The organism is Actinokineospora xionganensis (genome assembly GCF_014323725.1).
Taxonomy (GTDB): Bacteria; Actinomycetota; Actinomycetes; order Mycobacteriales; family Pseudonocardiaceae; genus Actinokineospora; species Actinokineospora xionganensis.
Genome location: NZ_JABVED010000008.1, coordinates 184564 through 206574 on the forward strand (window position 1 = coordinate 184564; position 22011 = coordinate 206574).

Consider the following 22011-nt stretch of genomic DNA (forward strand, 5'->3'; position numbering starts at 1 on the left):
ATTCTCGTTGGTCGATTTGGTCAGGTCATCGAGCGTAAGGGGGTTCGTTGCGAGGTGCCCTGCAAGGTTCGGCGGGCGGCAACAGTCACAACGTCGCTGAGGTTGCCGTGGGTGGCCAGGGTTCGGCGTTGCGAGGTGGCTCCGTTGCCTTGGGCCAGGACTTTCCGCAGGAGTTTTTCCACCTGTTGGCGTTCCCCGGATTCCTCCAGCTCATCCCGGATGTGCCTCATCAACCCCACGAGGACCTGGTTCGGGGGCACTCGTTGTGAGGTGGTGACGTCCACCGCCGTTCCCTCCATGCCGTCGCGGGCGGCTCGCCAATAGGCGGCGCGCAGGGCTTCGGGGGGTATCGGCAGTGCCATGGTGCCCGCCTGGGTGGCTCTGGTCGCGGTGGCCACCAAGGCCCGGACTAACGCCGCCAGCAAGGTGGTCTCGTCGACTGTCGCCGGGACGTCGCTGACTCTGATCTCCACGGTCGGCAGGTGGTGTGACGGCCGGATGTCCCAGTACACCATGCCTTTGTCGAGCACCACGCCCGATTCCATCATCATCGCGACCAGTGAGTCGTAGTGCTCGGCCGAGGTGAAGTACGGGGGTGGGCCGCCGCAGGGCCAGCGGGACCACATGATCGAGCGCCAGCTCGCATACCCTGTGTCGCGGCCTCGGTGGATCGCGGAGTTGGCGGTCAGGGCGAGCAGGATGGGGAGCCAGGGACGAAGGTGGTTGCTCACCTGCACCGCCGTCTCCCGGTCGGGGACCGCGACGTGGATGTGGCAGCCGCACACCGCGTGTTCCCGGGCCATGGGGCCGAACACGTCGGCCATCCGCGCGTAGCGCTGTTTGTCGGTCAGTGGTTGGTCGCGGTCGTCGCCAAGGCTGACTCCGGTGGCGACGAGCCGGGCCGACGAGCGCACGGCGGCGGCGCCCGCGGCGGCACGGGTGGCCAGGACCTGGGCTCGGACCTCACGCATGCTCCAGCAGACCGCCGTCTTCGTCTCGACTTGCGCGCCCAGGAGTTCCAGGTCCAGTTCGACGCCGTGCAGGTGCGCCGACTCGACTACGGCCACGTTGCGTGGGAGCAGCTCCCCGGTTGTGGGGTCAACGAGAAAGAACTCCTCCTCCACCCCCACGGAGGGACATGGAGCGGGAGATCGCATGATCACACCCGGCTTTCGCACTGGCGGCGAAGTCGCCGCGGTCTGTCCGACCCGACCTTCGTCCTGCCTTGGGTACCACTCGGGCGGTTTCCTAAACCGGCGCGACCACCACTGGGCAGGGCGCGTGGAACAGGGCCTCGTTGGTGACACGGCCGGTCCCGGCCTGACCGCGGGTGCCGCCACGACCCACGACGAGCAGGTCGGTGTCGGTGATCGCGGCGACGAACTCGTGGGGCAGGCAGCGCCGGGCGTGGATGTCGATCCGCACTTCCGGGTGCAGCTCCGTGGCCCGGGCCAGCGCCCAGGACATCACGTCGTCGTCCGGCCCGGTCTCCGCGTGGATGACGCGCAGGCCCGCGCCTTCACGAGCGGCCATCTCGACTGCCAAGGCCAGCGGCACCTCATCGGTGAGGCGGCCGACGGCGACACTCACCGTCGCGTACCTGCCACGGATCGCGTCCGGGTGCCCCTTCACCACCGCCACCGGACACAGCGCCCGCGCGGCCAGGGGGCGCACCAGGTGGCCCAGGCCAAGGCCCGGGTGGTTGCGTCCGCGCGCGCCCACCGCGACCAGCCGGGCCGCCGTGCCCGCTTCCACCAGGGCCTCCAGCGGATCGGCCGCATCGATGAAATGGCGCTCCACCGAAAGATCCGGGTATGCGTGCACCACCTGGTTGACGCCGTGGGCGACCGCACCCGCGTGGGCGCCGGTCGACTGGTAGACGTGCAGCACGTCGCCGAGCATCGACGCGTGTCGCGCCGCCCAGGCCACCGCGCGGTCCCCCAGGTACGAGCCGTCGGTGCCCACCACCACGCCGGACCCCGGCATCGCCTCGCCCGCCGACCGCCGCGGCCCGGTCTGTTCCGGCAGGGGGACGAACGGGCGGGCGTAGTGCAGGGTGTCTGGCATCGAATTCCTCACGTCAGCAGAGGCTCGGCATCACCGGCATCAACTGTGTCCTATTCCGACAGTGATCGCCATACCGCGAACCGGGAAATACCCCGGACGCGGGACGGTGGCCGGTGCCCGATCGGATGGTCTGTGGTCACCGGGTCGGGTGGTCTGTGCCCGGTGTCGGCCGCGACCGGGTCCTAATTGGGCATGGTGGCGTATCGAGGAAGCGTCGCCCACACAGGTGGCTCTGCCGAAGGGGCGACGCGCTTGGCTTTTCCCGGGAGACTGCGATGAGGCGCGCGGCACCGCAACCGAAGGACGACCCGTCGACGCAGGGACGCGACAGTGCGTCGGTTCTGGAACCCTACGAGGCGCCGGACCACGACTGCCCGACGTGCGGAATGCCCACGACCGGTGTGTTGTGCACTTCCTGCGCGACCCAGTGACCTTCGGATCCGACTAACCCGATGTGGTGATCCTCGTCCGCGATGGGGTGACCCGGCTTTCGCCGCCGAGATCATTTAGCCACAGTGGACGCGCGCGGCCGAGGCGATCGGGAGTAGCGCGGGCCGTCTCGTCACTCGGAAATCCGGAATTCGGCACCCGAGCGGGCGACGTTGTCCGACCATCGCGTGACCCGGTGCGCTCAGAATTCGGATCGGAAAGAATAGAGCTGACTGTGCGCACCGAGAGTCGCCGGACTCATCCCCGATCCACACTCCCCAAGTCCGACCGCATCGTGATCGACGATGTCCTCCCGACCGTCAGCCGCGGCAAAGCCCCGTCGAAGGCCGTCGTGGGCGAGCACGTTCCGCTCAGCGCGACGGTGTGGCGCGAGGGCCACGACGCGGTGGGCGCCACGGCCGCGTGGCGCGGCCCGAAGGACCGGGGCTGGCGGCGGACCCGGATGACCGCGGGCGCACCGGGCCAGGACCAGGTGGTGGCCACCATCGTGCCGGACCAGGTCGGGCTGTGGTCGTTCAAGATCGAGGCGTGGAGCGACCCGTGGACCACGTGGCGGTCCGCGGTCACCGCGAAGGTCGCCGACGGCCAGGACGCGGACGCGCTGGCGAACGACCTGGAGATCGGCGCACGCCTGCTCGACCGGGTCGCCCGCCGCCCCGGTGTGGCGGACAGGCCGATGCTGACCGAGGCCGCCGCCACCCTGCGCGACACCGACCGTCCCCTGACCGAGCGGATCCGGCCCGCGCTCGGCGAGCCGGTCAGCGCCGCGCTCTACGACAACCCGATCCGCGACCTGCTGACCACCGGCGCGCCGCACCACATCTGGGTCGACCGCGACCGCGCCGCGTTCGGCTCCTGGTACGAGTTCTTCCCGCGCTCCACCGGCGGCGTCGACGAGACCGGCGCGCCCGTGCACGGCACGTTCGCCACGGCGGAACGCGCCCTGGACCGGATCGCGGCGATGGGGTTCGACGTGGTGTACCTGCCGCCGATCCACCCGATCGGCGCGGTCAACCGCAAGGGGCGCAACAACTCCGTGCACGCCGAGCCGGGTGACGTCGGGTCTCCCTGGGCGATCGGTTCGGCCGACGGCGGCCACGACGCGGTCCACCCGGACCTGGGCACGCTCGTGGACTTCAAGTCCTTCGTGGCCCGAGCCGACGAGTTGGGCATGGAGGTCGCCCTCGACCTGGCGCTGCAGTGCGCGCCGGACCACCCCTGGGTCACCGAGCACCCCGAGTGGTTCACCACGCTGCCCGACGGCACGATCGCCTACGCCGAGAACCCGCCGAAGAAGTACCAGGACATCTACCCGCTCGACTTCGACACCGCCCCCGCCACCCTCTACGCGGAGATCCTCGAGGTGGTGACCGGCTGGATCGAGCGCGGGGTGCGGATCTTCCGAGTCGACAACCCGCACACCAAGCCGCCGGACTTCTGGCACTGGCTGATCGCGCGGGTCAAGCGCACCTACCCGGACGTGCTGTTCCTGGCGGAGGCGTTCACCCGGCCCGCCCGGCTGCACGGCCTTGCCCGGCTCGGCTTCACCCAGTCCTACACCTACTTCACCTGGCGGACCGGGAAGCAGGAGCTGATCGAGTTCGGCGAGGACCTGGTCGCCCACGCCGACGAGACCAGGCCGAACCTGTTCGTCAACACCCCGGACATCCTCCACGAGTCGCTGCAGCACGGCGGACCGGCGATGTTCGCGATCCGGGCGACGCTGGCCGCGACCCTGGCGCCGACGTGGGGTGTCTACTCGGGGTTCGAGCTCTATGAGCACGAGGCCGTGCGCGAAGGCAGCGAGGAGTACCTCGACTCGGAGAAGTACGAGTTGCGGCCCCGCGACTTCGAGGGAGCACTCACCCAGAACCGTTCGCTGGAGCCGTGGTTGGGCGCCCTCAACGCGATCCGGCGCGCGCACCCGGCGCTGCAGCAGCTGCGGACCCTGCGTTTCCACGACGTCGACGACGACTCGCTGCTGGCCTACAGCTTGGTCGACCCGGCCACCGGCGACACCGTGGTCGTGATCGTCACCCTCGACCCCCACCAACCCCACGAAGGCACGCTGCGCCTGCCCCTGGCCGAGCTCGGACTCCCCGACCGGGTCGCCGTCGTCGACCTGGTCTCCGGGCAGCGCTGGCAGTGGACGGACACCAACTACGTGCGGCTCGACCCGCGACGGGCGGTCGCGCACATCGTCTCGATCCCGAGGAGGACCCATGGGCACTGACGCCCATCCCCGGCGCGCGCGGTCCGTGGCGCCAGAACCCGAGTGGTTCAAAAGCGCGGTCTTCTATGAGGTGCTGGTCCGCGCGTTCAGCGACTCCGACGGCGACGGCACCGGCGACCTGCGCGGCCTCGCCGACAAGCTCGACTACCTGGCGTGGCTCGGCGTCGACTGCCTGTGGCTGCCGCCGTTCTACGACTCGCCGCTGCGCGACGGCGGGTACGACATCAGCGACTTCCGCCGGGTGCTGCCGGAGTTCGGGACGGTCGAGGACTTCGTGTACCTGCTCGACCAGGCGCACTCGCGCGGGATGCGGGTGATCACCGACCTGGTGCTGAACCACACCTCCGACGCCCACCGCTGGTTCCAGGAGTCGCGCCGCGACCCCACGGGCCCGTACGGCGACTTCTACGTGTGGGCGGACACCGACGAGGGCTACTCGGACGCGCGGATCATCTTCGTCGACACCGAGACGTCGAACTGGACGTTCGACCCGGTGCGCGGCCAGTTCTACTGGCACCGGTTCTTCTCCCACCAGCCCGACCTGAACTACGAGAACCCGGCCGTCACCGAGGCGATGATCGACGTCCTGCGGTTCTGGCTCGACCTGGGCATCGACGGCTTCCGGCTCGACGCGGTCCCCTACCTGTTCGAGCAGGAGGGCACCAACTGCGAGAACCTCAAGCCCACGCACGACTTCCTCAGGACGTGCCGCAAGGTCGTCGACGACGAGTACCCCGGCACGGTGCTGCTGGCCGAGGCGAACCAGTGGCCCGCGGACGTGGTCGAGTACTTCGGCGACAAGACCGTGGGGGGCGACGAGTGCCACATGGCGTTCCACTTCCCGCTGATGCCGCGGATCTTCATGGCGGTGCGCCGGGAGTCGCGGTTCCCGATCTCGGAGATCCTGGCCCAGACCCCGGCGATCCCGGACGGGTGCCAGTGGGGGATCTTCCTGCGCAACCACGACGAGCTGACGCTGGAGATGGTCACCGACGACGAGCGTGACTACATGTACGCCGAGTACGCGACCGACCCGCGGATGAAGGCGAACATCGGGATCCGGCGCAGGCTCGCGCCGCTGCTGGACAACGACCGCGACCAGCAGGAGCTGTTCACCGCGATGCTGCTGTCGCTGCCGGGTTCGCCGGTGCTCTACTACGGCGACGAGATCGGCATGGGCGACAACATCTGGCTCGGCGACCGCGACGCCGTGCGCACGCCGATGCAGTGGTCGCCGGACCGCAACGCCGGGTTCTCCCGGTGTGACCCGGCCCGGCTCTACCTGCCGACGATCGCCGACCCGGTCTACGGATACCAGGGCGTCAACATCGAGTCGCAGATGGGCAACACGTCGTCGCTGCTGCACTGGACGCGGCGGATGCTGCAGGTCCGTACCCGGCACACGGCTTTCGGCCTCGGCGAGTTCATCGAGTTGGGCGCGTCGAACCCGACGATCCTGGCGTACCTGCGCAGGCACCGCCGCGAGGACGGCACCGAGGACCTGGTCATGTGCGTGAACAACCTGTCGCGGTTCCCGCAGCCGGTGGAGCTCGACCTCTCGGAGTTCGCCGGGCACACCCCGGTCGAGCTGACCGGGTGCGTGCAGTTCCCGCCCATCGGTGAGCTGCCGTACCTGCTCACGCTGCCCGGGCACGGGTTCTACTGGTTCCAGCTGGCCGAGATCGAGCGCGGGGACGGCTCATGACCGCACTTGTCGACGCCTTGGGAGACACGCTGCGCCAGTGGCTGCCCGCGCAGCGGTGGTTCGCCGCGAAGGACAGCGTGGTCGAGCGGGTGAGCGCCGTGCGGGCCCACGTGCTGCGCGACGCCGATCCGATCCTGGTGCACACGGTGGTGGCGGTCGACCTCGGCGCGGAAACCCAGCACTACCAACTGTTGCTGGGTCTGCGGCCGAGCCTGCCGGAGCACCTCGCGCACGCCTCGATCGGCTGCCACGAGGGCATGGCCGTCTACGACGCGGCGCACGACGCGGAGATGCTCAGTCTGCTGCTGGGACTGATCGCGTCCGACAGCTTGGTCGGTGAGTTGCGGTTCGCCGCCGAACCGGGTGTACGGCTCGACCCGGACCTGCGGCCCCGCCCGGTCCTGGCCGAGCAGAGCAACACCTCGGTCGTCTATGGCCAGCAGTACATCCTGAAGCTGTTCCGCCGCGTCTCCCCCGGTGACAACCCGGACGTCAGCCTGCACCGGGCGCTGCACTCGGTGGACTCCGAGCACATCGCCACACCACTGGGCAGTGTCCGCGCGCCGCTGCTCGGCGTCGACACGGATCTGGTGTTCCTGCAGGAATTCCTGCCCGCGGCGGCCGACGGCTGGCCGATGGCCACGGCGAGCGTGCGCGACCTGCTCGCGGGCACGGGCGGCGACGCGGCCCGGGTCGGCGGGGACTTCGCGGCCGAGTCGTTCCGACTGGGACAGACAGTCGCCGCCCTGCACGCGGATCTGCGGACCGCGCTCGGGGAGACGGTCACCGAGTCGGGGCACGCGGCGGAACTCGCCGCCACCATGCACCGCAGGCTCGACCACGCGCTGGCCCGCGCGCCGGAACTGGGTCGGTATGAGGCGGACATCCGGGCGGTGTACGACCGGGTCGCCGGCGCGCCGGGTCCGATGCGGGTGCAGCGGATCCACGCGGACCTGCACCTGGGGCAGGCTTTGCGCACCCCGGCACGCTGGGTAGTGATCGACTTCGAGGGTGAGCCCGCGGCGTCGAGGCAGGACCGGGAGACGCCGTGCTCACCGTTGCGGGATGTGGCGGGAATGCTCAGATCGTTCGACTACGCGGCCAACCACCTCCTGGTGGGCTGCGCGCCCGCCGGCGGCCTGCACGAGCAGGCCCGGCTGTGGACCGAGCGCAACCGCACCGCGTTCTGCGATGGCTACGCGGATTTGGCCGAAGATCCACGGGCCGACTCCGCCCTGCTTGACGCGTTCGAGTTGGATAAGGCCGTGTACGAGGTGGCCTACGAGCGCACCCACCGGCCCACGTGGGTCGGGATTCCGCTTGCCGCCGTCGATCGACTCCTAGGAACCCAGCCATGACCAAGGCCCTGGCCGACGTCCACCTCACGATCGACACCGCTGCCGCGCCGCTGTCCACCGACGACCTGGGCAGACTTCTGGCGGGCGCGCACCACGACCCGCACTCGGTGCTCGGGCCGCACCGCGTCGCGGAGGGCACCGTGATGCGGGTGCTGCGGCCCGGCGCGAGCGAGGTGCGGGTGCTCGCCGACGGGTCGAGCTACCGGCTTCGTGATCTGGGTGGCGTGTTCGCCGGGGTGGTCCCGCTGGTGTTGGAAGACTACCGACTGGCCGTGGTGTATCCGGAGGGCGCCGCCGAGGTCGACGACCCGTACCGGTGGCTGCCGACGGTGGGCGAGTTCGACCTGCACCTCATCGGCGAGGGCAGGCACGAGCGGCTGTGGGAGGTGCTCGGCGCGCACCCCCGGCAATTCGACACAGCGGCGGGCCCGGTCGAGGGCACGTCGTTCGCGGTGTGGGCGCCGACGGCCCGCGGTGTGCGGGTCACCGGGGACTTCGACCACTGGGACGGACAGGCGACACCGCTGCGGTCGCTGGGTTCTTCGGGCGTGTGGGAGCTGTTCGTGCCCGGCGTCGGCCCAGGAACCCGCTACAAGTTCCGCATTCTCGGCGCCGACGGGAACTGGCACGAGAAGGCCGACCCGATGGCGTTCGCCACCGAGGTCCCCCGCGCGACGGCGTCGGTGGTCTTCCAGTCGGTTCACCAGTGGCACGACGACGAGTGGATGGCCAAGCGGGCGACGACGGAGTGGTCCTCGGAGCCGGTCAGCGTGTACGAAGTCCACTTGGGATCGTGGCGGCCCGGCCTGTCGTATCGGGAGCTGGCAACGGAACTCGGCGATTACGTCTCGCGGCACGGGTTCACCCACGTGCAGCTGATGCCGGTGGCCGGGCACCCCTTCATCGGGTCGTGGGGCTACCAGGTCACTTCCTACTACGCCCCCACACCACGCTTCGGCTCACCGGACGACTTCCGCTTCTTCGTCGACCACCTCCACAACCTCGGTATCGGAGTCCTGGTCGACTGGGTGCCCGCCCACTTCCCGCGCGACGAGTGGGCGCTGGCCAGGTTCGACGGCAGCACCCTGTACGAGCACCCCGACCCCCGGCGCGGCGAGCACCCGGACTGGGGCACCCTGATCTTCGACTTCGGCAGGCCCGAGGTCCGCAACTTCCTGGTCGCCAACGCCCTCTTCTGGCTCGAAGAGTTCCATGTGGACGGACTGCGGGTCGACGCGGTCGCCTCGATGCTGTACCTGGACTACTCCCGCGAAGACGGCCAGTGGTACCCGAACGAGCATGGCGGCCGCGAAAACCTCGACGCGGTCAGCTTCCTCCAGGAACTCAACGCGACGGCCTACAAGAACCACCCCGGCATCATGATGGTGGCCGAGGAGTCGACCTCGTGGCCGGGCGTCACCCGGCCGACTCACCTGGGCGGGCTCGGGTTCGGCTTCAAGTGGAACATGGGCTGGATGCACGACACCCTCAGGTACCTGGCTCATGACCCGATGTACCGCTCCCACCACCACGACGAAATGACGTTCTCGCTGTTGTACGCGTTCAGCGAGAACTTCATGCTCCCGCTCTCCCACGACGAAGTGGTGCACGGCAAGGGCTCCCTGTGGAACCGAATGCCCGGCGATGAGTGGAACAAGGCAGCGGGATTGCGGGCGCTGTACGGATTCATGTGGGCGCATCCAGGCAAGCAACTGCTGTTCATGGGCGGCGAATTCGGCCAGACCGGTGAGTGGTCAGTGGAGGCGTCCCTTGAATGGCCCCTCCTGGACTCCCCCAACCACGCGGGCCTGTCGCGACTCGTGACCGACCTGAACAAGACCTACCGGGACACGCAAGCGCTTTACAGCGTCGACGGATCCCCAGAAGGCTTCTCCTGGATAGCGGCAGATGACTACCAGGGCAACGTCCTGTCCTTCGCGCGCATCGGCAAGGAAGGCTCACAGTTGGTGTGCGTGGCCAATTTCGCGGGCATCCCACACCACGACTACCGAATCGGCCTGCCATCAGGCGGAAACTGGCGCGAAGTACTGAACACCGACGACACGGGCTATGGCGGATCAGGCGTGGTCAACCCGGAGATCAAGGTGGAAGCAGAGGAATGCCACGGCAGGCCGCACTCAACCGAACTGTCACTGCCACCCTCAGGCGTGATCTGGCTGACACCGGCCGACTAGCACCCCAGGAGCCACCAAACGCAAGGGGCAGTACCGAACAGGCACCCGAAGACCAAGACCGCAGGCACCCATCATGCCCACAAGCACCACGAGGTAGACGCAAGGCAGAAAGGACGACGTGGCGAATCGATCGATCAAATACGTCCTAGTCCGAGCCTTCCAACGCCGAATCCTCAACCCCGTCGTCCGAGCGATGGCAAACCGAGACATCCTCCCCCCATCAACAGCCATCCTCGAAACAACGGGCCGCAAAACCCAGAAACCACGCCAGATCCCCGTAACCAATGGCACCATCGGCGACACCTTCTGGATCGTCGCCGAGCACGGCCGCAAAGCCGACTACGTGCGCAACCTCATCGCCAACCCCCGAGTGCGGGTCAAGGTGGGACGCACCTGGCGTGAAGGCACCGCCCACGTCCTCCCCGAAGACGACGCCCGGGCGCGTTCCAAGCAACTCCCACACCAGGTGAACCAGCGAACGGTCCGCATCGTCGGCACCGACCTGCTGACCATTCGGATCGATCTCGAACCCTGAGCGCGACCTGCTGAGAAGAGCGCCATGAACTGGGAGATCGTGGAGTCCGGCCCCATCGACGCGGCGCGCTCCGTGTTGTTGTTGCCGGGTGGGATGTGTACCGCGGCCTTCTATCAGGACCTGATGGCCGAGCCGAGCCTCACCGGGGTCCGCATGGTCGCCGCGACCCTGCCGGGGTTCGGCGGGACTCCCCCGCCCGAGGATCTCGGCTTGGGCAACCACGCCCGGCTCGCCGCCGACCTGGCCGCGGAGCATGGCTGCGACGCGGTGGTGGGACACAGCTTCGGCGCCAACGTCGCCGTGGAGATGGCGGTCTCGGCTGGGTTCACCGGTCCGCTGGTGCTGTTGGCGCCGAGCCTGTCGCGGGGCGACGCGTCGATGGTTCTGCGGGTTTTGAACCAGCTCGGGAAGGTGTTGGGCATCTGCCCTTCGTCGCGGCGCTCAAGGCATTGGGTCCCGCGCTGAAGAAGGAGGTCTCCCCGAAACGCCACGCGGCACGGACGGCGGAGATCGGCCGGAATGGTCCCTGCGTCAACCGGCGCCAGGTCCGCGCGTACCTGGACTATCTGGACCGGCCGGTCGCCGGGCGCTCTGCGCGAGCGGTGTCTCCGCATGGCTGGTGTTCGGCGAGAAGGACGACGTCGGCCTGACCGACGACGAGCGGTCGGAACTCGAAGCCCGCGCACAGACCAAGGTGGTCATGGTCCCCGGCGCCGGTCACATGACCCTGACCTCGCACCCCACCCTGGTGGCCGAGATCCTGCTCGAAGCACTCGCCTCAGTGCACTGATGTGAAAGCCCAACCCACCCCCGCTCGGTCGCGGTGACGTTTCGGGGGTCCCGCTCAAACACGCCATCGAAGTTGGCAGTGTTCGGGCGGGACCCCGAAACGTCACACAAATGCGACCGAGCCGCGCCGGCGGCACGTCACACAGTTACAGGGTGACCGTCCAAGTGTCCAGGACACCGGTGTCGACGGTGGCCGCGTCCTGGACCCGCAGGGTCCAGGTGCCGTTGCGGACTTCGTTGGACAGGTTCACGGTGTAGGTCTTGTCGATGTTGTCCGTGCCGCTTCCGGTGCGGTTGTGCAGGACGTACGCGGTGCCGTCCGGCGCGATCAGGGACACCACGAGGTCACCGATGTAGGTGTGGCGGATGTGGACCTCCACTGTGGACGTCGCCGACGCGTTGCCGGTGCAGCCGGACATCGTGATCGTCGAGTTCACCGTGGTGTTGTCCGGGATGGCCACGTCGGTGCCGTTGGTGTTGGTGCAGCCGCCGCCGACGGTGTTCACCGTCAAGGTGAACGTGGTGCTCCGCGTGGCCGAGGTGGCCGCTCCGGTGATGGTCACCGTGTAGGTGCCCGCCGGGGTGGTCGCCGAGGTGGCGATCGTCGCGGTGGACGAGTTGCCCGCGGTGACCGAAGCCGGGCTGAACGACGCCGTGGCGCCCGTCGGGAGGCCGGTGGCGCTGAGCGTCACCGACTCCGCCGTGCCCGAGACCACCGCGGTGCTGACCGTGGTGGTGGCCGACGCGCCCTGGTTCACCGTGGCGGTGGCCGGGGACGCCGAGAGCGAGAAGTCGTTGCTCGGGGTGGAGGTGGGTCGGATCTGGTAGATGCCGAGGCCGTAGGTGGCCGCCGTCAGCACCGTCTGGCCCGAGGACACCGAGGTCTCCAGGTCCGTGACCGGCACCAGCGGCAGGTCGGTGCCGACCGGCGCCCAGTTCGCGCCGCCGTTGGTGGAGGTGAACGCGCCCACGTCGGTGCCCGCGTAGAGGATGTCGCGGTTCTGCGGGTCCAGGACGATGTCGTTCACCGGGGCGTCGGGCAAGTTGCCCGAGATCGGGGTGTAGCTCGCGCCGCCGTTGGTCGTCTTGAACAGCTGCGCGACGCTGGAGCCGTTGCGGTAGCTGGAAAGGGCGACGTAGGCGAGGTTGGCGTCGGTGGGGTCGACGGTCACCCGGGTGACGTACCTGGTGGGCAGGCCCGCGGTGATGTCGGTCCACGTGGTGCCGGTGTTGCGGGTGACCCACAGCTTGCCGTCGTCGGTGCCCGCGTAGATCACCCGACCGTCGGACTTGGACACGCCGATCGCGCTGACCGTGCCCCATGTGGTGGTGGTCAGGGTCGGGCTGATGACGCTGAAGGTTCCCGCCGAGTTGGTCGAGCGGTTCACCCGGTCACCGGCGTAGTACACGATCGCCGGGTTGGTCGGGTCGAGCACGACCGGGGTGAACCAGTTGCGGCGGCTCGAGGTGGTCGAGCCGAACGACGACATCGAGTTGCCGCCGTTGGTGGACCGGGCGCAGCTGCCGTTCTGGGCGCAGGCGTAGACCTTGAGGTGGTTGGTCGGGTCGATCACGTTCGCCAGACCGTCACCGCCGTAGTACTCGCCCCAGCCCGCCCACGAACGCACGGAACCGTTGTCCTGCAGGCCGCCGTTGATCCTGGTGGGATCCTGCTGGGAGACGCCGACCGAGTAGAACTGCATGTTCGACAGGTTCTGGCTCTTGGTCCAGGTGCCGCTGAGCGAGCCGTTCTGCGTGGAGCGGTAGACGCCGCCGTCGTTGCCGATGTAGACCTTGCCCGCCACCGACGGGTCGAACGCGACCGCGTGCTGGTCGACGTGGAACGAAGAACCGTTGCTGGTCCAGCTCCCGCCCGCGTTGGTGGATTCCAGCATCGGCACGCCCGCGACCCAGATGTGCTGCGAGGCCGTGGGATCGACGACGATCCGACCGAACCACCAGCCGTAGCTGGACTGCGAACTGCTCAGCGACGACGTGCTGGTGATCTTCGTCCAGGTGACGCCGCGGTCGGTGGAGGTCCAGAAGCCGAGGAAGTTGCCGGGGGTGTCCGCGGCGATGACGTAAATCCGGTTCGGGTCACTCTTGGCGACCGCGACGCCCATCCGGCCCAGGTTGCCGCTCGACGCCGGAAGGCCGCCCGCGAGCCGCGTCCAGGTGGCACCGCCGTCGGTGGAGCGGTGGATGCCGGAGCCGGTGCCGCCGTAGACCCGGCCCGCGGGGGTGCGGGTGTGGTCCCACATGGCGGTGTAGATCGCGTTGGAGTCGGCTGGGTTGATCGAGACGTCGATGGCGCCGGTGGTCGTGTTGGCGCCCGCGAGCACCTGCGTCCAGGTCGCGCCGCCGTCGGTGGTGCGGTAGACGCCGCGTTCGCCGCCCGGCTGGTAGAGCTTGCCGGCGGCGGCGACGAAGACGCGGTTGGAGTTGTTCGGGTCGACCGCGATGCGGCCGATGCGGTCGGTGCCGGTCAGGCCGATCGACGTCCAGGTGGCGCCGCCGTCGGTCGACTTGTACATCCCGTTGCCGGGGAAGGAGTACGACGCCGAGCCCGGGTTGCCCTCACCGGTGCCGACGTAGATCGTGCCGTTGGGCGCCACGGCGACCGCGCCGACGCTCTGGGGCAGGTCCCTTCCCCACGAGTAGGCGAAGCTCACGCCGCCGTCGGTGCTCTTCCACAGGCCGCCGGACGCGGCACCCGTGTAGAGCGTGTTGGCCCGCGTGGGATCGGTCGCGATGTCGGAGACGCGACCGCCGCGTCCGGGGCCGAGCGACTGCCACGAGGCGGCGGCTTGCAGGGCGCCCCGCTCGTGGCCCGCTTGGAGGTTCTTCGCGTGCCCACGCGCGCGCGAAAGGTTGCTTGCCAGGTCGACCGTGGGGTCCGGGAACAGCCGCTGGCGGGCGAACCACTCGTCCGCGCCCGCGGGTCCCGCGGCGTCCGCCTCGACCGCCATGACGCCGATCACCCGGTCGGCCTCGTTCGGCGTGGCCGCGGCTGGCAGGACAATTATTCCCATTCCCATTAACAGTGCGAGCGCACTTCTGGACCGCTTCATGACGCCCTTCCCTCGCGATACGGCGTCGCAGGAGACGCCGGGCGTCATGCTGAGGCAAGCGGGGTGAGGTTGGATAGGACCAAACTGACCAATCCGGCATTCCGATTATTGCCGGTCTTCCATTGTGTTAACGCCGATCGTGTGTCACGGTTCCAGCGGCCACGGACGCGCCGCGTCCTTACTTTTCGTTGTCAGGAGCGGCATCGGCGATGAGCACCAAGTCGCTTGGCCGCACGCTCGGCGCGGTCGCGGTGACCCTGGTGTTCGGCGCGTCGCTGGTCCTGCTGCTGTCGGGGTCGCTGCACGAGCCGGGCGGGCCGCCGCCGCTGACTCCGGACCTGGTGCCGGATCCGCTGTCCACCAAGGGGTACGCGGAGGCGACCGAACTCGGCGCGTTGGCTCGGGCCACGCTGAACTCGGTGCTGGTGTGCGTGATCGCGGTGCCACTGAGTGTGCTGGTCGCGGCGACCGCCGGGTTCGCCCTGAGCCAGGTGTCGTCGCGGGTGGCGCGGCCGGTCATCGCGCTGTCGTTGGTGGCGCTCATGGTGCCGGCGATCTCCCTGCTGGTTCCCCGGTTCGCGCTGTTCCGGGTGCTGGACGTGACCGGCACGCTCACGCCGCTGGTCGCGCCCGCGCTGATCGCCACTTCCCCGCTGTACCCGCTGGTTTACTACCTGGCGTTCCGCGCGATTCCCGGGGAACTGTACGACGCGTGCAGACTGGAGGACATGTCGCCGCTGCGGGTGTGGTGGCGAGTGGGGATGCCGTTGGTGCGTCCGGTGACCGCCGGTGTCGCCGCGCTGACGTTCGTGCTCACCTGGTCGAATTTCCTCGACCCGCTGGTGTTCCTCTACGAGCGCGACACCTTCACCCTGCCGCTGGCGCTGCGGTCGCTGGCCACGCTCGACCCGAGCGACTTCCCGGTGTTCCTCGCGGGGGCGGTGCTGGCCACCGCCCCCGCCCTGCTTGTTTTCGCGTTGGCACAACGAGGGTTGCGACTCAGGAAGGACCGATGATGAGGTTGGCGCGAGCCCTGGCCTGCCTTGCGGCGGCGGCGCTGGCCGCCGCGGGCTGCTCGTCGAGCGCGGGCGACGCCGGTCCGGCGGGCACGGTGAGTCTGCTGGTCTTCGGCGACCCGCACGAACTCGCCGCCTACCGCAAGCTTGAGGCGGCGTACGAGAACGCGGTGCCCGGCGCGGACCTGCGGCTGATCGAGGCGAGCGACCGCAAGGACCTCATCACCCGGCTGTCGACGTCGATCGCGGGCGGCAAGCCACCGGACCTGTTCCTGATGAACTACCGCTTCTACGGCCAGTTCGCGAAGCGCAACGCCATCGAGCCCGCGCACGACCTGCTGGAGCGCTCGACCGCGATCCACGCCCGCGACTTCTATCCGCAGGCGCTCTCCGCCTTCCAGGTCGACGGCAGACAGCTCTGCATGCCGCAGAACATGTCCAGCCTGGTTGTCTACTACAACAAGGCGCTGTTCGCGAAGCACGGCGTCGCCGAGCCGAAGGCGGGGTGGGGCTGGCCCGACATGGTCGCCACCGCGGCGGCGCTCACCCGCGACGCCAACGGGGATGTCGCCAAGGGCGCCGACCCCGACGCCATGCCGGGCGCGCCCGTGCCCACCGGCCCACCGCCGGTTTCCTACGGCCTGGGCCTTTCGCCGGAAATCATCCGACTGGCCCCGTTCATTTGGTCCAATGGCGGCACCCTGGTGGACGACGATAAGCGACCGACGCGATTCGCATTGGACGAGCCCGCGATCGAGGCGCTGTCCGAATTCATCGATCTGCGTGGGAAACACGGTGTGGTGCCCACCGATCAGGAAAAGGAAAGCCAGGACGACGAGGCCCGGTTCGCCGCGGGCGGGCTCGGCATGCTGATGTCGTCGCGCCGCTCCACCACCACGTTTCGCAAGATCACCGGCTTCGAGTGGGACGTCGCGCCGCTGCCGGCGCACCGGACGCAGGCCACCGTGCTGCACAGCGACGCCTACTGCCTCACCAAGGGGTCGGCGAACAAGGCGGGCGCGTGGCGGTTCGTGGAGTTCGCCCTGGGCAAGGAGGGGGCTACGATCATGGCGGAGACCGGGCGGACCGTGCCGTCCACTGTGGAGGTGTCGCGCTCCCCCGCGTTCCTGGACCCCGCCAAGCCGCCGCGCAACGCCCAGGTGTTCCTCGACTCCATCCCGGCGATCCGCGCCACCCCCGCGGTGTCCACGTGGCCGGAGATCGAGGACGTCGCCAACGGCATCCTGGAGAACGCCCTGTACTACGGCCATCAGCCACGTGAGGTCGCCCGTCAGCTCGACGAGCAGACCCGGTCCCTGTTCGAGCGTGGCAGATGACCGCGGGGCTGGAACTGGTCGGCGTCCACGCCGCGCACGGCAAAGCCGAGGTGCTGCGCGGGATCGACCTGACCGTGCCGAAGGGCGAGTTGCTGGTGCTGCTCGGCCCGTCCGGCGCGGGCAAGTCGACTCTCCTGCGGGTGATCGCGGGGCTGCACCCGGTGTCGGCGGGCCGGGTGGGGATCGACGGGCGGGATGTGACCGCGCTGAGCCCTGGTCAGCGGGACGTCTCGATGGTGTTCCAGGCGTTCGCGCTGTTCCCGCACCTGAGCGTGGCCGACAACATCGGTTTCGGGCTACAGGTCCGCGGCATGGGCAAGCGCGAGGTGCGGCGGCGCACCGAGGCGGCGGCGGCAATGGTGGGCTGTGAGAAGGTGCTCGACCGGCGGCCCGAGGAGCTTTCCGGCGGGGAGCGGCAGCGGGTCGCGCTGGCCCGGGCGCTGGTCCGCGAGCCCGCCCTGTTCCTGCTGGACGAGCCACTGTCCAATTTGGACGCAGAGTTGCGGGTGCGGACTCGGACCGAGCTGCGGTCCCTGCACGACCGGGTCGGGGCGACCATGGTGCACGTGACCCACGACCAGACCGAGGCGCTGGCCATCGGCGACCGAATCGCGGTGCTGCGCGACGGCCGGATCGAGCAGGTCGGCACCCCGGACGAGATCTGGCGGCGGCCCGCGACGGCGTTCGTGGCCGGGTTCGTCGGGTCCCCGGCGATGAACTTCCTGCCTGGCGACGGTCCGTGGCAGGTACCCGGAGCCATTGCCGGGCAGCAGGTCGGTGTCCGGCCGGAGTCCCTGCGGCTGGACACCTCGGGTGACGGGTTGGCGGCGACGGTCACCGGCGCCGAGGTGATCGGCGAGGACGCCTGGGTGCGGCTGCGGGTCGATGGCCACGCGCTCGTGGCCCGGGTGCCCGCGACCACGCGCCCGACCGAGGGGGCGCAGGTGGTGGCCCGCGCGGACGCCGCCGATCTGCATGTGTTCGACACCGACGGCAACCGGGTCGGCTGATGCTGTCCAGGGAGACCCGCGAGCCGGTCGGGTTCCTGCGGTCGCGCAGGGTGCAGCTCGCGCTCATGCTCGCACCGTTCCTGGTCGGGCTGGCGGCATTGGTGGTCGGCCCCGCGCTGGTCACGTTCGCGCTGGCGTTCGCCGATTACGACCTGATCGAGACCGTGCGGTGGATCGGGTTCGCCAACTTCGTCGAACTGGCGTCAAGCACCGCCTTTCATGAGGCACTGCGCAACTCGCTGGGCTTCGCCGCCGTCGCTGTCCCGCTGCGACTGCTGATCGCCCTCGGCTTGGCGCTGCTGCTGCATCGGCGCGTGGCGGGGGTCGGGGCGGCCCGGACCACCGTCACCTTGCCGTCCGCGGTGCCCGAGGTGGCGTACGGCCTGCTGTGGCTGTGGCTGCTCAATCCGATGTACGGGCCGGTGAACCAGTTCCTGCGGATGTTCGCCGAGCCCGTTTCGATCCCGAACTGGCTGACCGACCCGGCCGACGCTCGGGCCGGGATCGTGCTCATGAGCCTGTTCACCATCGGCGAGACGTTCGTCGTCCTGCTGATCACGCGCCGGGCGCTACCGCCGCACGTGTACGAACTCGCGGCGATCGAGGGAGCCACGGGCTTCCAGGTCTTCCGCCGGGTCACGCTGCCGCTCATGGCGCCGGTGCTCGGGTTGCTCCTGCTGCGGGACACGATCCTGAGTTTCCAGTTCTCGTTCGTCCCCGCGCTGGTGGTGACCGACGGCGGTCCGCCGCCGTACGCGACCACCTACCTGCCGCTTTTCGTCTACCGCAACGCCTTCGAGTACCTGCGCTACGGCTACGCCGCCGCGGCGACCCTGGTCATGCTGGTGTGCACCGGGCTCGCGGTGTTCCTGCAGTGGCGGCTGATCCGCCGGTATCGCTCCCGCTACGAATGGTGACCAGACCGTAACGACTCCGCGCGGTCACTCGATGACCGATCGTGACCCATGGCCGATTATGGATCTTCCTGGTGGTGCTGCTGGCCGCGTCCATGGCGCCGCTGTTGCTCCTGGACCTCGACCGGGCGGGGCAACTCGCCAGCGCGTTGGCGCTGCCGCTCGCGGTGGTCATCTATGCCGTGTCGACGATTCCGCTCAAGGGCAAAGGCGCCATCCCCTGGCGGAAGCTGTCGGTCATCGGCGCCGTCGTGATCGCGACGATCGGCGGAACCGGGGTGCTGTACGCGGTCTGGCAGAACACCCGTGACCTGCCCGTCGAGTTCCCGGACGGTGTAGGGGGAACCTGGAAGGACGGCTACCACGTCCTGGTGCCGGTTCCGGGCAACCCGCCTGAACGCGGCCACCTCACCATGTCCGCGACAGTGGACAACGTCAACAAGACGGGCGACTGCGAGCAGACGGCGACCCTGGAGTACACGCCGGTGATCGACGGGCGACCGCAACCGTCGACGTCGGCCGAACCCGGACGGCAAGTCGACCTTTCGCTCGGGGGCGTGGTCAAGAAGGCGGAAGTCAAGATCACGCTGCACTACGACTCCGGCAACACCGGCTGTGCGGTGAACCTCTACCTGGGTGAGGCGGTACTTCATGACTAGGCGCATCCCCGCGGTCCTGCTCGTTCTGGCGCTGGTCGGGTGCGGCGCGCAGGCCGACGAGCCGCTGTTCGGCAAGACCGTCAACGTCGGCGTGGCGCCCAGCTCCCCCGGTTTGGGGGTCGGGGACAGTGCAGGCAACCGCAGCGGGTTCGACCACGACCTGTCCAACTGGCTCGGCGAGCGCCTCGGGTTCACCCCGGTCCCGGTGGTGGTCCTCGCCCGGGACCGCGAGGCCGAACTGGGACGCGGCACGGTCGGCATGGTCGTGGCCACGTACTCGATCACCGACGAGCGCAAGGACCTGGTCGGCTTCGCCGGTCCATACCTGCTCAGCCACCAGGGCGTGATGGTGCGGACGGCGGACAAGGACAAGTACCGCACGCTGTCGGACCTCACCGGCAAGACCGTGTGCGTCACGGCGGGATCGACGTCGGCCAAGCAGGCGCGCGAACTCGGCTTCCCCGTGTCCCTCGCGGAGAAGGAGGTCTACGAGCAGTGCAGACTCGCCCTGCACGCCAACCAGGTCGACGCGATCAGCACCGACCAACTGATCCTCTACGGCTTGCACCAGGTCGACTCCGACACCTTTGTGGTCCCGGACATCACCTTCGGTCAGCAGGAGCGCTACGGCATCGGCCTGCCCAAGGGCGACAAGGCCAAGTGCGAGGCCGTCACCGCCAAGCTCAGGACCTTCCTCAACGACGGCTACTGGGAGCGGTTCTTCGCCTCCAACCTGCCGAACGTCCCCACAGCCGGACGCAAGCCGAACGTGAACAAGCTGAACCCCTGCTGACCGCCCGCGGCTACTTCCGGTGGAGCGGTGAAACTCTTCGGCGGGTATCGCGATACAGGGAGTGATCATGCCAAGAGTGGGGAGCCAAGTGTGGGCGTCGAGGCCTTCGGCATTGCGAAGGAATTCCTGAAGGACCTGCTGACGCAGGTGGACAAAGGAGAGGCGCAGCTCCCGGAGTTCCAACGCGGCTGGGTGTGGCCCGACCGCAACATCGCCAGCCTCATCGCGTCCATCTCGCTGGGCTACCCGGCGGGAACCGTCATGATGCTCAAGCACGGCGGTGAGGTCAGGTTCAAGACCCGACCGGTGGAAGGCGCGCAGGGGGAGTCGGGCGTGGCCCCCGACCGGCTGATTCTCGACGGCCAGCAGCGGCTGACCTCGCTGTACCAAGCGGCGTTCCGCGACGCCCCGGTGGAGACCCATGATGTCAGGGGCAAGCCCACGCGTGGCTGGTTCTACATCGACATGGAGCGGGCGCTGCTGGACCAGGGCGACCGTGAGGAAGCCATCCTGTTCGTCCCGGAGAGCAAGATCCGGCTCGACTTCCGCAACAGCCCGGTCCTGGACCTCACCACACCGGAACGGGAGTACTCGGCGAAGATGTTCCCCTGCACCGCGTTGCTGAACGCGATGCCGTGGATGATGGGGCTGGTCCAGCACTCGGCTGACCCGAGCGAGAACCTCGAGCTGTGGAAGCACTTCTACGAAGCCGTGGTCCGGCGGTTCGAGCAGTACCAGCTGCCGGTCATCGAACTCGGCAAGGCGACGCCGCGACAGGCGGTGTGCCAGGTCTTCGAGAAGGTGAACACAGGCGGCGTCACGCTGACCGTGTTCGAACTCCTCACTGCGACGTTCGCCGCGGACGACTTCGACCTGCGGCAGGACTGGGTCGACCGCCAGACGCAGTGGACGGGCGGGAAGTACCCGATCCTCGACGAGGTCGCCAACACCGACTTCCTGCAGGCGGTGACGCTGCTCGCGACCCATGAGCGCCATGTCGCGGCGGTGAAGGCGGGCCGGGACGAACTGAACGCCCCACGGATCGGCTGCAGGCGCGCCGACATGCTCAACCTGACCCTCGCGGAGTACCACAAGTGGGCGCCGCAGGTCACCCACGGGCTCAAGGCGGCAGCGCAGTTCCTCCACAGCCAGCACATTTTCGACCAGCGGTTCCTTCCCTACGGCAGCCAGCTGATCCCGCTCGCCGCGGTCCTCGCCCTGCTCGGCAACCAGGCGGAGACCATTGGGGCACGGCAGAAGCTGTCGCGCTGGTACTGGTCCGGGGTGCTGGGCGAGATGTACGGCGGCACGACGGAGACCCGTTTCGCCCGCGACCTGCCGGAGTTGATGGCCTGGATCACCGGGCCGGGCGCCGAGCCCCGCACGGTTCAGGAAGCGCAGTTCTTCTCCTCACGCCTCTGGTCGCTGCGCACTCGGGGATCAGCCGCGTACAAGGGTTTGTACGCCCTGCAGCTCAAGCGGGGGCCGGTCGACTGGTGCACCGGCTCGGACATGGCGACCGAGAACTACTTCGACAACGCGGTCGACATCCACCACATCTTCCCGAAAGCCTGGTGCGAGCGAGAAGGCCTCGCAGCCGCCCACTACAACTCCATCGTGAACAAGACGCCGCTGACGGCCCGCACGAACCGGCTCATCGGCGGGCGGGCGCCCTCGGCCTACCTTCGCAGTCTCGCCAGGAGCGCCGAGACGACCGCCGACGAGATCGACGCGAATCTCACCTCGCACCTGATCTCACCGCTGACACTGCGCGCGGACGACTTCTGGGAAACGCTGAAAGCACGCGAAGCGGCACTGCTCGAGCTTGTCGGGATGGCCATGGGCAAGGAAGCGCAGTACGACACCGACTGGTGAACGC

The 22011-nt window shown here is 68.9% G+C and carries 17 protein-coding genes; 14 read left to right on the forward strand and 3 right to left on the reverse strand.

Features of this window, described 5'->3' with window-relative positions:
- Positions 1-20 precede the first annotated feature (20 nt).
- Positions 21-1157, reverse strand: coding sequence for a carboxylate-amine ligase (locus GPZ80_RS15995; RefSeq protein WP_187221154.1), 1137 nt, complete (start codon positions 1155-1157; stop codon positions 21-23).
- A 91-nt stretch (positions 1158-1248) separates the two neighbouring features.
- A complete protein-coding gene (locus tag GPZ80_RS16000) occupies positions 1249-2067 on the reverse strand; it encodes a universal stress protein (RefSeq protein WP_187221155.1) in 819 nt (272 codons plus the stop codon).
- Between the two features lie 724 nt (positions 2068-2791).
- Between GPZ80_RS16000 and GPZ80_RS16005 the strand changes: the two genes are divergently transcribed.
- The 7 genes from GPZ80_RS16005 to GPZ80_RS16035 all read left to right on the forward strand — a co-directional run bounded on the left by GPZ80_RS16005 (position 2792) and on the right by GPZ80_RS16035 (position 11333).
- Complete coding sequence (locus GPZ80_RS16005) at positions 2792-4750, forward strand: alpha-1,4-glucan--maltose-1-phosphate maltosyltransferase (protein WP_312880357.1); 1959 nt, start codon at positions 2792-2794, stop codon at positions 4748-4750.
- On the forward strand, positions 4740-6455 hold the full coding sequence (treS, locus tag GPZ80_RS16010) for a maltose alpha-D-glucosyltransferase (protein ID WP_187221157.1): 1716 nt from the start codon (positions 4740-4742) through the stop codon (positions 6453-6455). Before GPZ80_RS16005 ends, treS begins: the two co-directional genes overlap by 11 nt.
- Complete coding sequence (locus GPZ80_RS16015) at positions 6452-7813, forward strand: maltokinase N-terminal cap-like domain-containing protein (RefSeq protein ID WP_187221158.1); 1362 nt, start codon at positions 6452-6454, stop codon at positions 7811-7813. The genes treS and GPZ80_RS16015 overlap by 4 nt, the downstream gene beginning before the upstream one ends.
- Entirely contained in the window at positions 7810-10008 is a 2199-nt protein-coding gene (glgB, locus tag GPZ80_RS16020; protein WP_187221159.1) for a 1,4-alpha-glucan branching protein GlgB, read from the forward strand. Before GPZ80_RS16015 ends, glgB begins: the two co-directional genes overlap by 4 nt.
- A gap of 193 nt (positions 10009-10201) precedes the next feature.
- The gene (locus GPZ80_RS16025; protein WP_187221160.1) at positions 10202-10543 is read left to right on the forward strand and encodes a nitroreductase/quinone reductase family protein; all 342 of its coding nucleotides are present in this window, start codon (positions 10202-10204) and stop codon (positions 10541-10543) included.
- Positions 10544-10567: 24 nt separating this feature from the next.
- On the forward strand, positions 10568-11008 hold the full coding sequence (locus GPZ80_RS16030) for an alpha/beta fold hydrolase (RefSeq protein ID WP_187221161.1): 441 nt from the start codon (positions 10568-10570) through the stop codon (positions 11006-11008).
- A 154-nt stretch (positions 11009-11162) separates the two neighbouring features.
- Positions 11163-11333, forward strand: coding sequence for an alpha/beta fold hydrolase (locus tag GPZ80_RS16035; RefSeq protein ID WP_187221162.1), 171 nt, complete (start codon positions 11163-11165; stop codon positions 11331-11333).
- Between the two features lie 145 nt (positions 11334-11478).
- Here the strand turns inward: GPZ80_RS16035 and GPZ80_RS16040 are convergent, their stop codons facing one another.
- Positions 11479-14364, reverse strand: a complete 2886-nt coding sequence (locus GPZ80_RS16040; protein ID WP_187221163.1) for a VPS10 domain-containing protein — start codon at positions 14362-14364, stop codon at positions 11479-11481.
- A 248-nt stretch (positions 14365-14612) separates the two neighbouring features.
- Between GPZ80_RS16040 and GPZ80_RS16045 the strand changes: the two genes are divergently transcribed.
- From GPZ80_RS16045 to GPZ80_RS16075, 7 genes are all read left to right on the forward strand, one after another.
- Positions 14613-15419 (forward strand): carbohydrate ABC transporter permease, encoded by an 807-nt coding sequence (locus GPZ80_RS16045; protein WP_187221164.1) that lies wholly within the window; start codon positions 14613-14615, stop codon positions 15417-15419.
- On the forward strand, positions 15419-16756 hold the full coding sequence (locus GPZ80_RS16050; protein ID WP_187221165.1) for an ABC transporter substrate-binding protein: 1338 nt from the start codon (positions 15419-15421) through the stop codon (positions 16754-16756). Before GPZ80_RS16045 ends, GPZ80_RS16050 begins: the two co-directional genes overlap by 1 nt.
- The gene (locus GPZ80_RS16055; RefSeq protein ID WP_187221166.1) at positions 16753-17766 is read left to right on the forward strand and encodes an ABC transporter ATP-binding protein; all 1014 of its coding nucleotides are present in this window, start codon (positions 16753-16755) and stop codon (positions 17764-17766) included. Before GPZ80_RS16050 ends, GPZ80_RS16055 begins: the two co-directional genes overlap by 4 nt.
- Complete coding sequence (locus tag GPZ80_RS16060) at positions 17766-18683, forward strand: carbohydrate ABC transporter permease (RefSeq protein ID WP_222719381.1); 918 nt, start codon at positions 17766-17768, stop codon at positions 18681-18683. The genes GPZ80_RS16055 and GPZ80_RS16060 overlap by 1 nt, the downstream gene beginning before the upstream one ends.
- Positions 18684-18724: 41 nt before the next feature.
- Positions 18725-19339, forward strand: coding sequence for a hypothetical protein (locus GPZ80_RS16065; RefSeq protein WP_187221167.1), 615 nt, complete (start codon positions 18725-18727; stop codon positions 19337-19339).
- Entirely contained in the window at positions 19332-20132 is an 801-nt protein-coding gene (locus GPZ80_RS16070; protein WP_187221168.1) for a transporter substrate-binding domain-containing protein, read from the forward strand. Before GPZ80_RS16065 ends, GPZ80_RS16070 begins: the two co-directional genes overlap by 8 nt.
- 90 nt (positions 20133-20222) lie before the next feature.
- Entirely contained in the window at positions 20223-22007 is a 1785-nt protein-coding gene (locus tag GPZ80_RS16075) for a DUF262 domain-containing protein (RefSeq protein ID WP_187221169.1), read from the forward strand.
- The last annotated feature ends 4 nt before the right edge of the window (positions 22008-22011 follow it).

Bases quoted from the DNA above. Each gene is read 5' to 3' on its own strand.
- GPZ80_RS16025 (WP_187221160.1), top strand. From the start codon at position 10,202: ATGGCAAACCGAGACATCCTCCCCCCATCAACAGCCATCCTCGAAACA.
- GPZ80_RS16060 (WP_222719381.1), top strand. From the start codon at position 17,766: ATGCTGTCCAGGGAGACCCGCGAGCCGGTCGGGTTCCTGCGGTCGCGC.
- GPZ80_RS16045 (WP_187221164.1), top strand. From the start codon at position 14,613: ATGAGCACCAAGTCGCTTGGCCGCACGCTCGGCGCGGTCGCGGTGACC.
- GPZ80_RS16040 (WP_187221163.1), bottom strand. From the start codon at position 14,364: ATGGGAATAATTGTCCTGCCAGCCGCGGCCACGCCGAACGAGGCCGAC.
- glgB (WP_187221159.1), top strand. From the start codon at position 7,810: ATGACCAAGGCCCTGGCCGACGTCCACCTCACGATCGACACCGCTGCC.
- GPZ80_RS16015 (WP_187221158.1), top strand. From the start codon at position 6,452: ATGACCGCACTTGTCGACGCCTTGGGAGACACGCTGCGCCAGTGGCTG.
- GPZ80_RS16030 (WP_187221161.1), top strand. From the start codon at position 10,568: ATGAACTGGGAGATCGTGGAGTCCGGCCCCATCGACGCGGCGCGCTCC.
- GPZ80_RS16050 (WP_187221165.1), top strand. From the start codon at position 15,419: ATGAGGTTGGCGCGAGCCCTGGCCTGCCTTGCGGCGGCGGCGCTGGCC.
- treS (WP_187221157.1), top strand. From the start codon at position 4,740: ATGGGCACTGACGCCCATCCCCGGCGCGCGCGGTCCGTGGCGCCAGAA.
- GPZ80_RS16055 (WP_187221166.1), top strand. From the start codon at position 16,753: ATGACCGCGGGGCTGGAACTGGTCGGCGTCCACGCCGCGCACGGCAAA.
- GPZ80_RS15995 (WP_187221154.1), bottom strand. From the start codon at position 1,157: ATGCGATCTCCCGCTCCATGTCCCTCCGTGGGGGTGGAGGAGGAGTTC.
- GPZ80_RS16070 (WP_187221168.1), top strand. From the start codon at position 19,332: ATGACTAGGCGCATCCCCGCGGTCCTGCTCGTTCTGGCGCTGGTCGGG.
- GPZ80_RS16000 (WP_187221155.1), bottom strand. From the start codon at position 2,067: ATGCCAGACACCCTGCACTACGCCCGCCCGTTCGTCCCCCTGCCGGAA.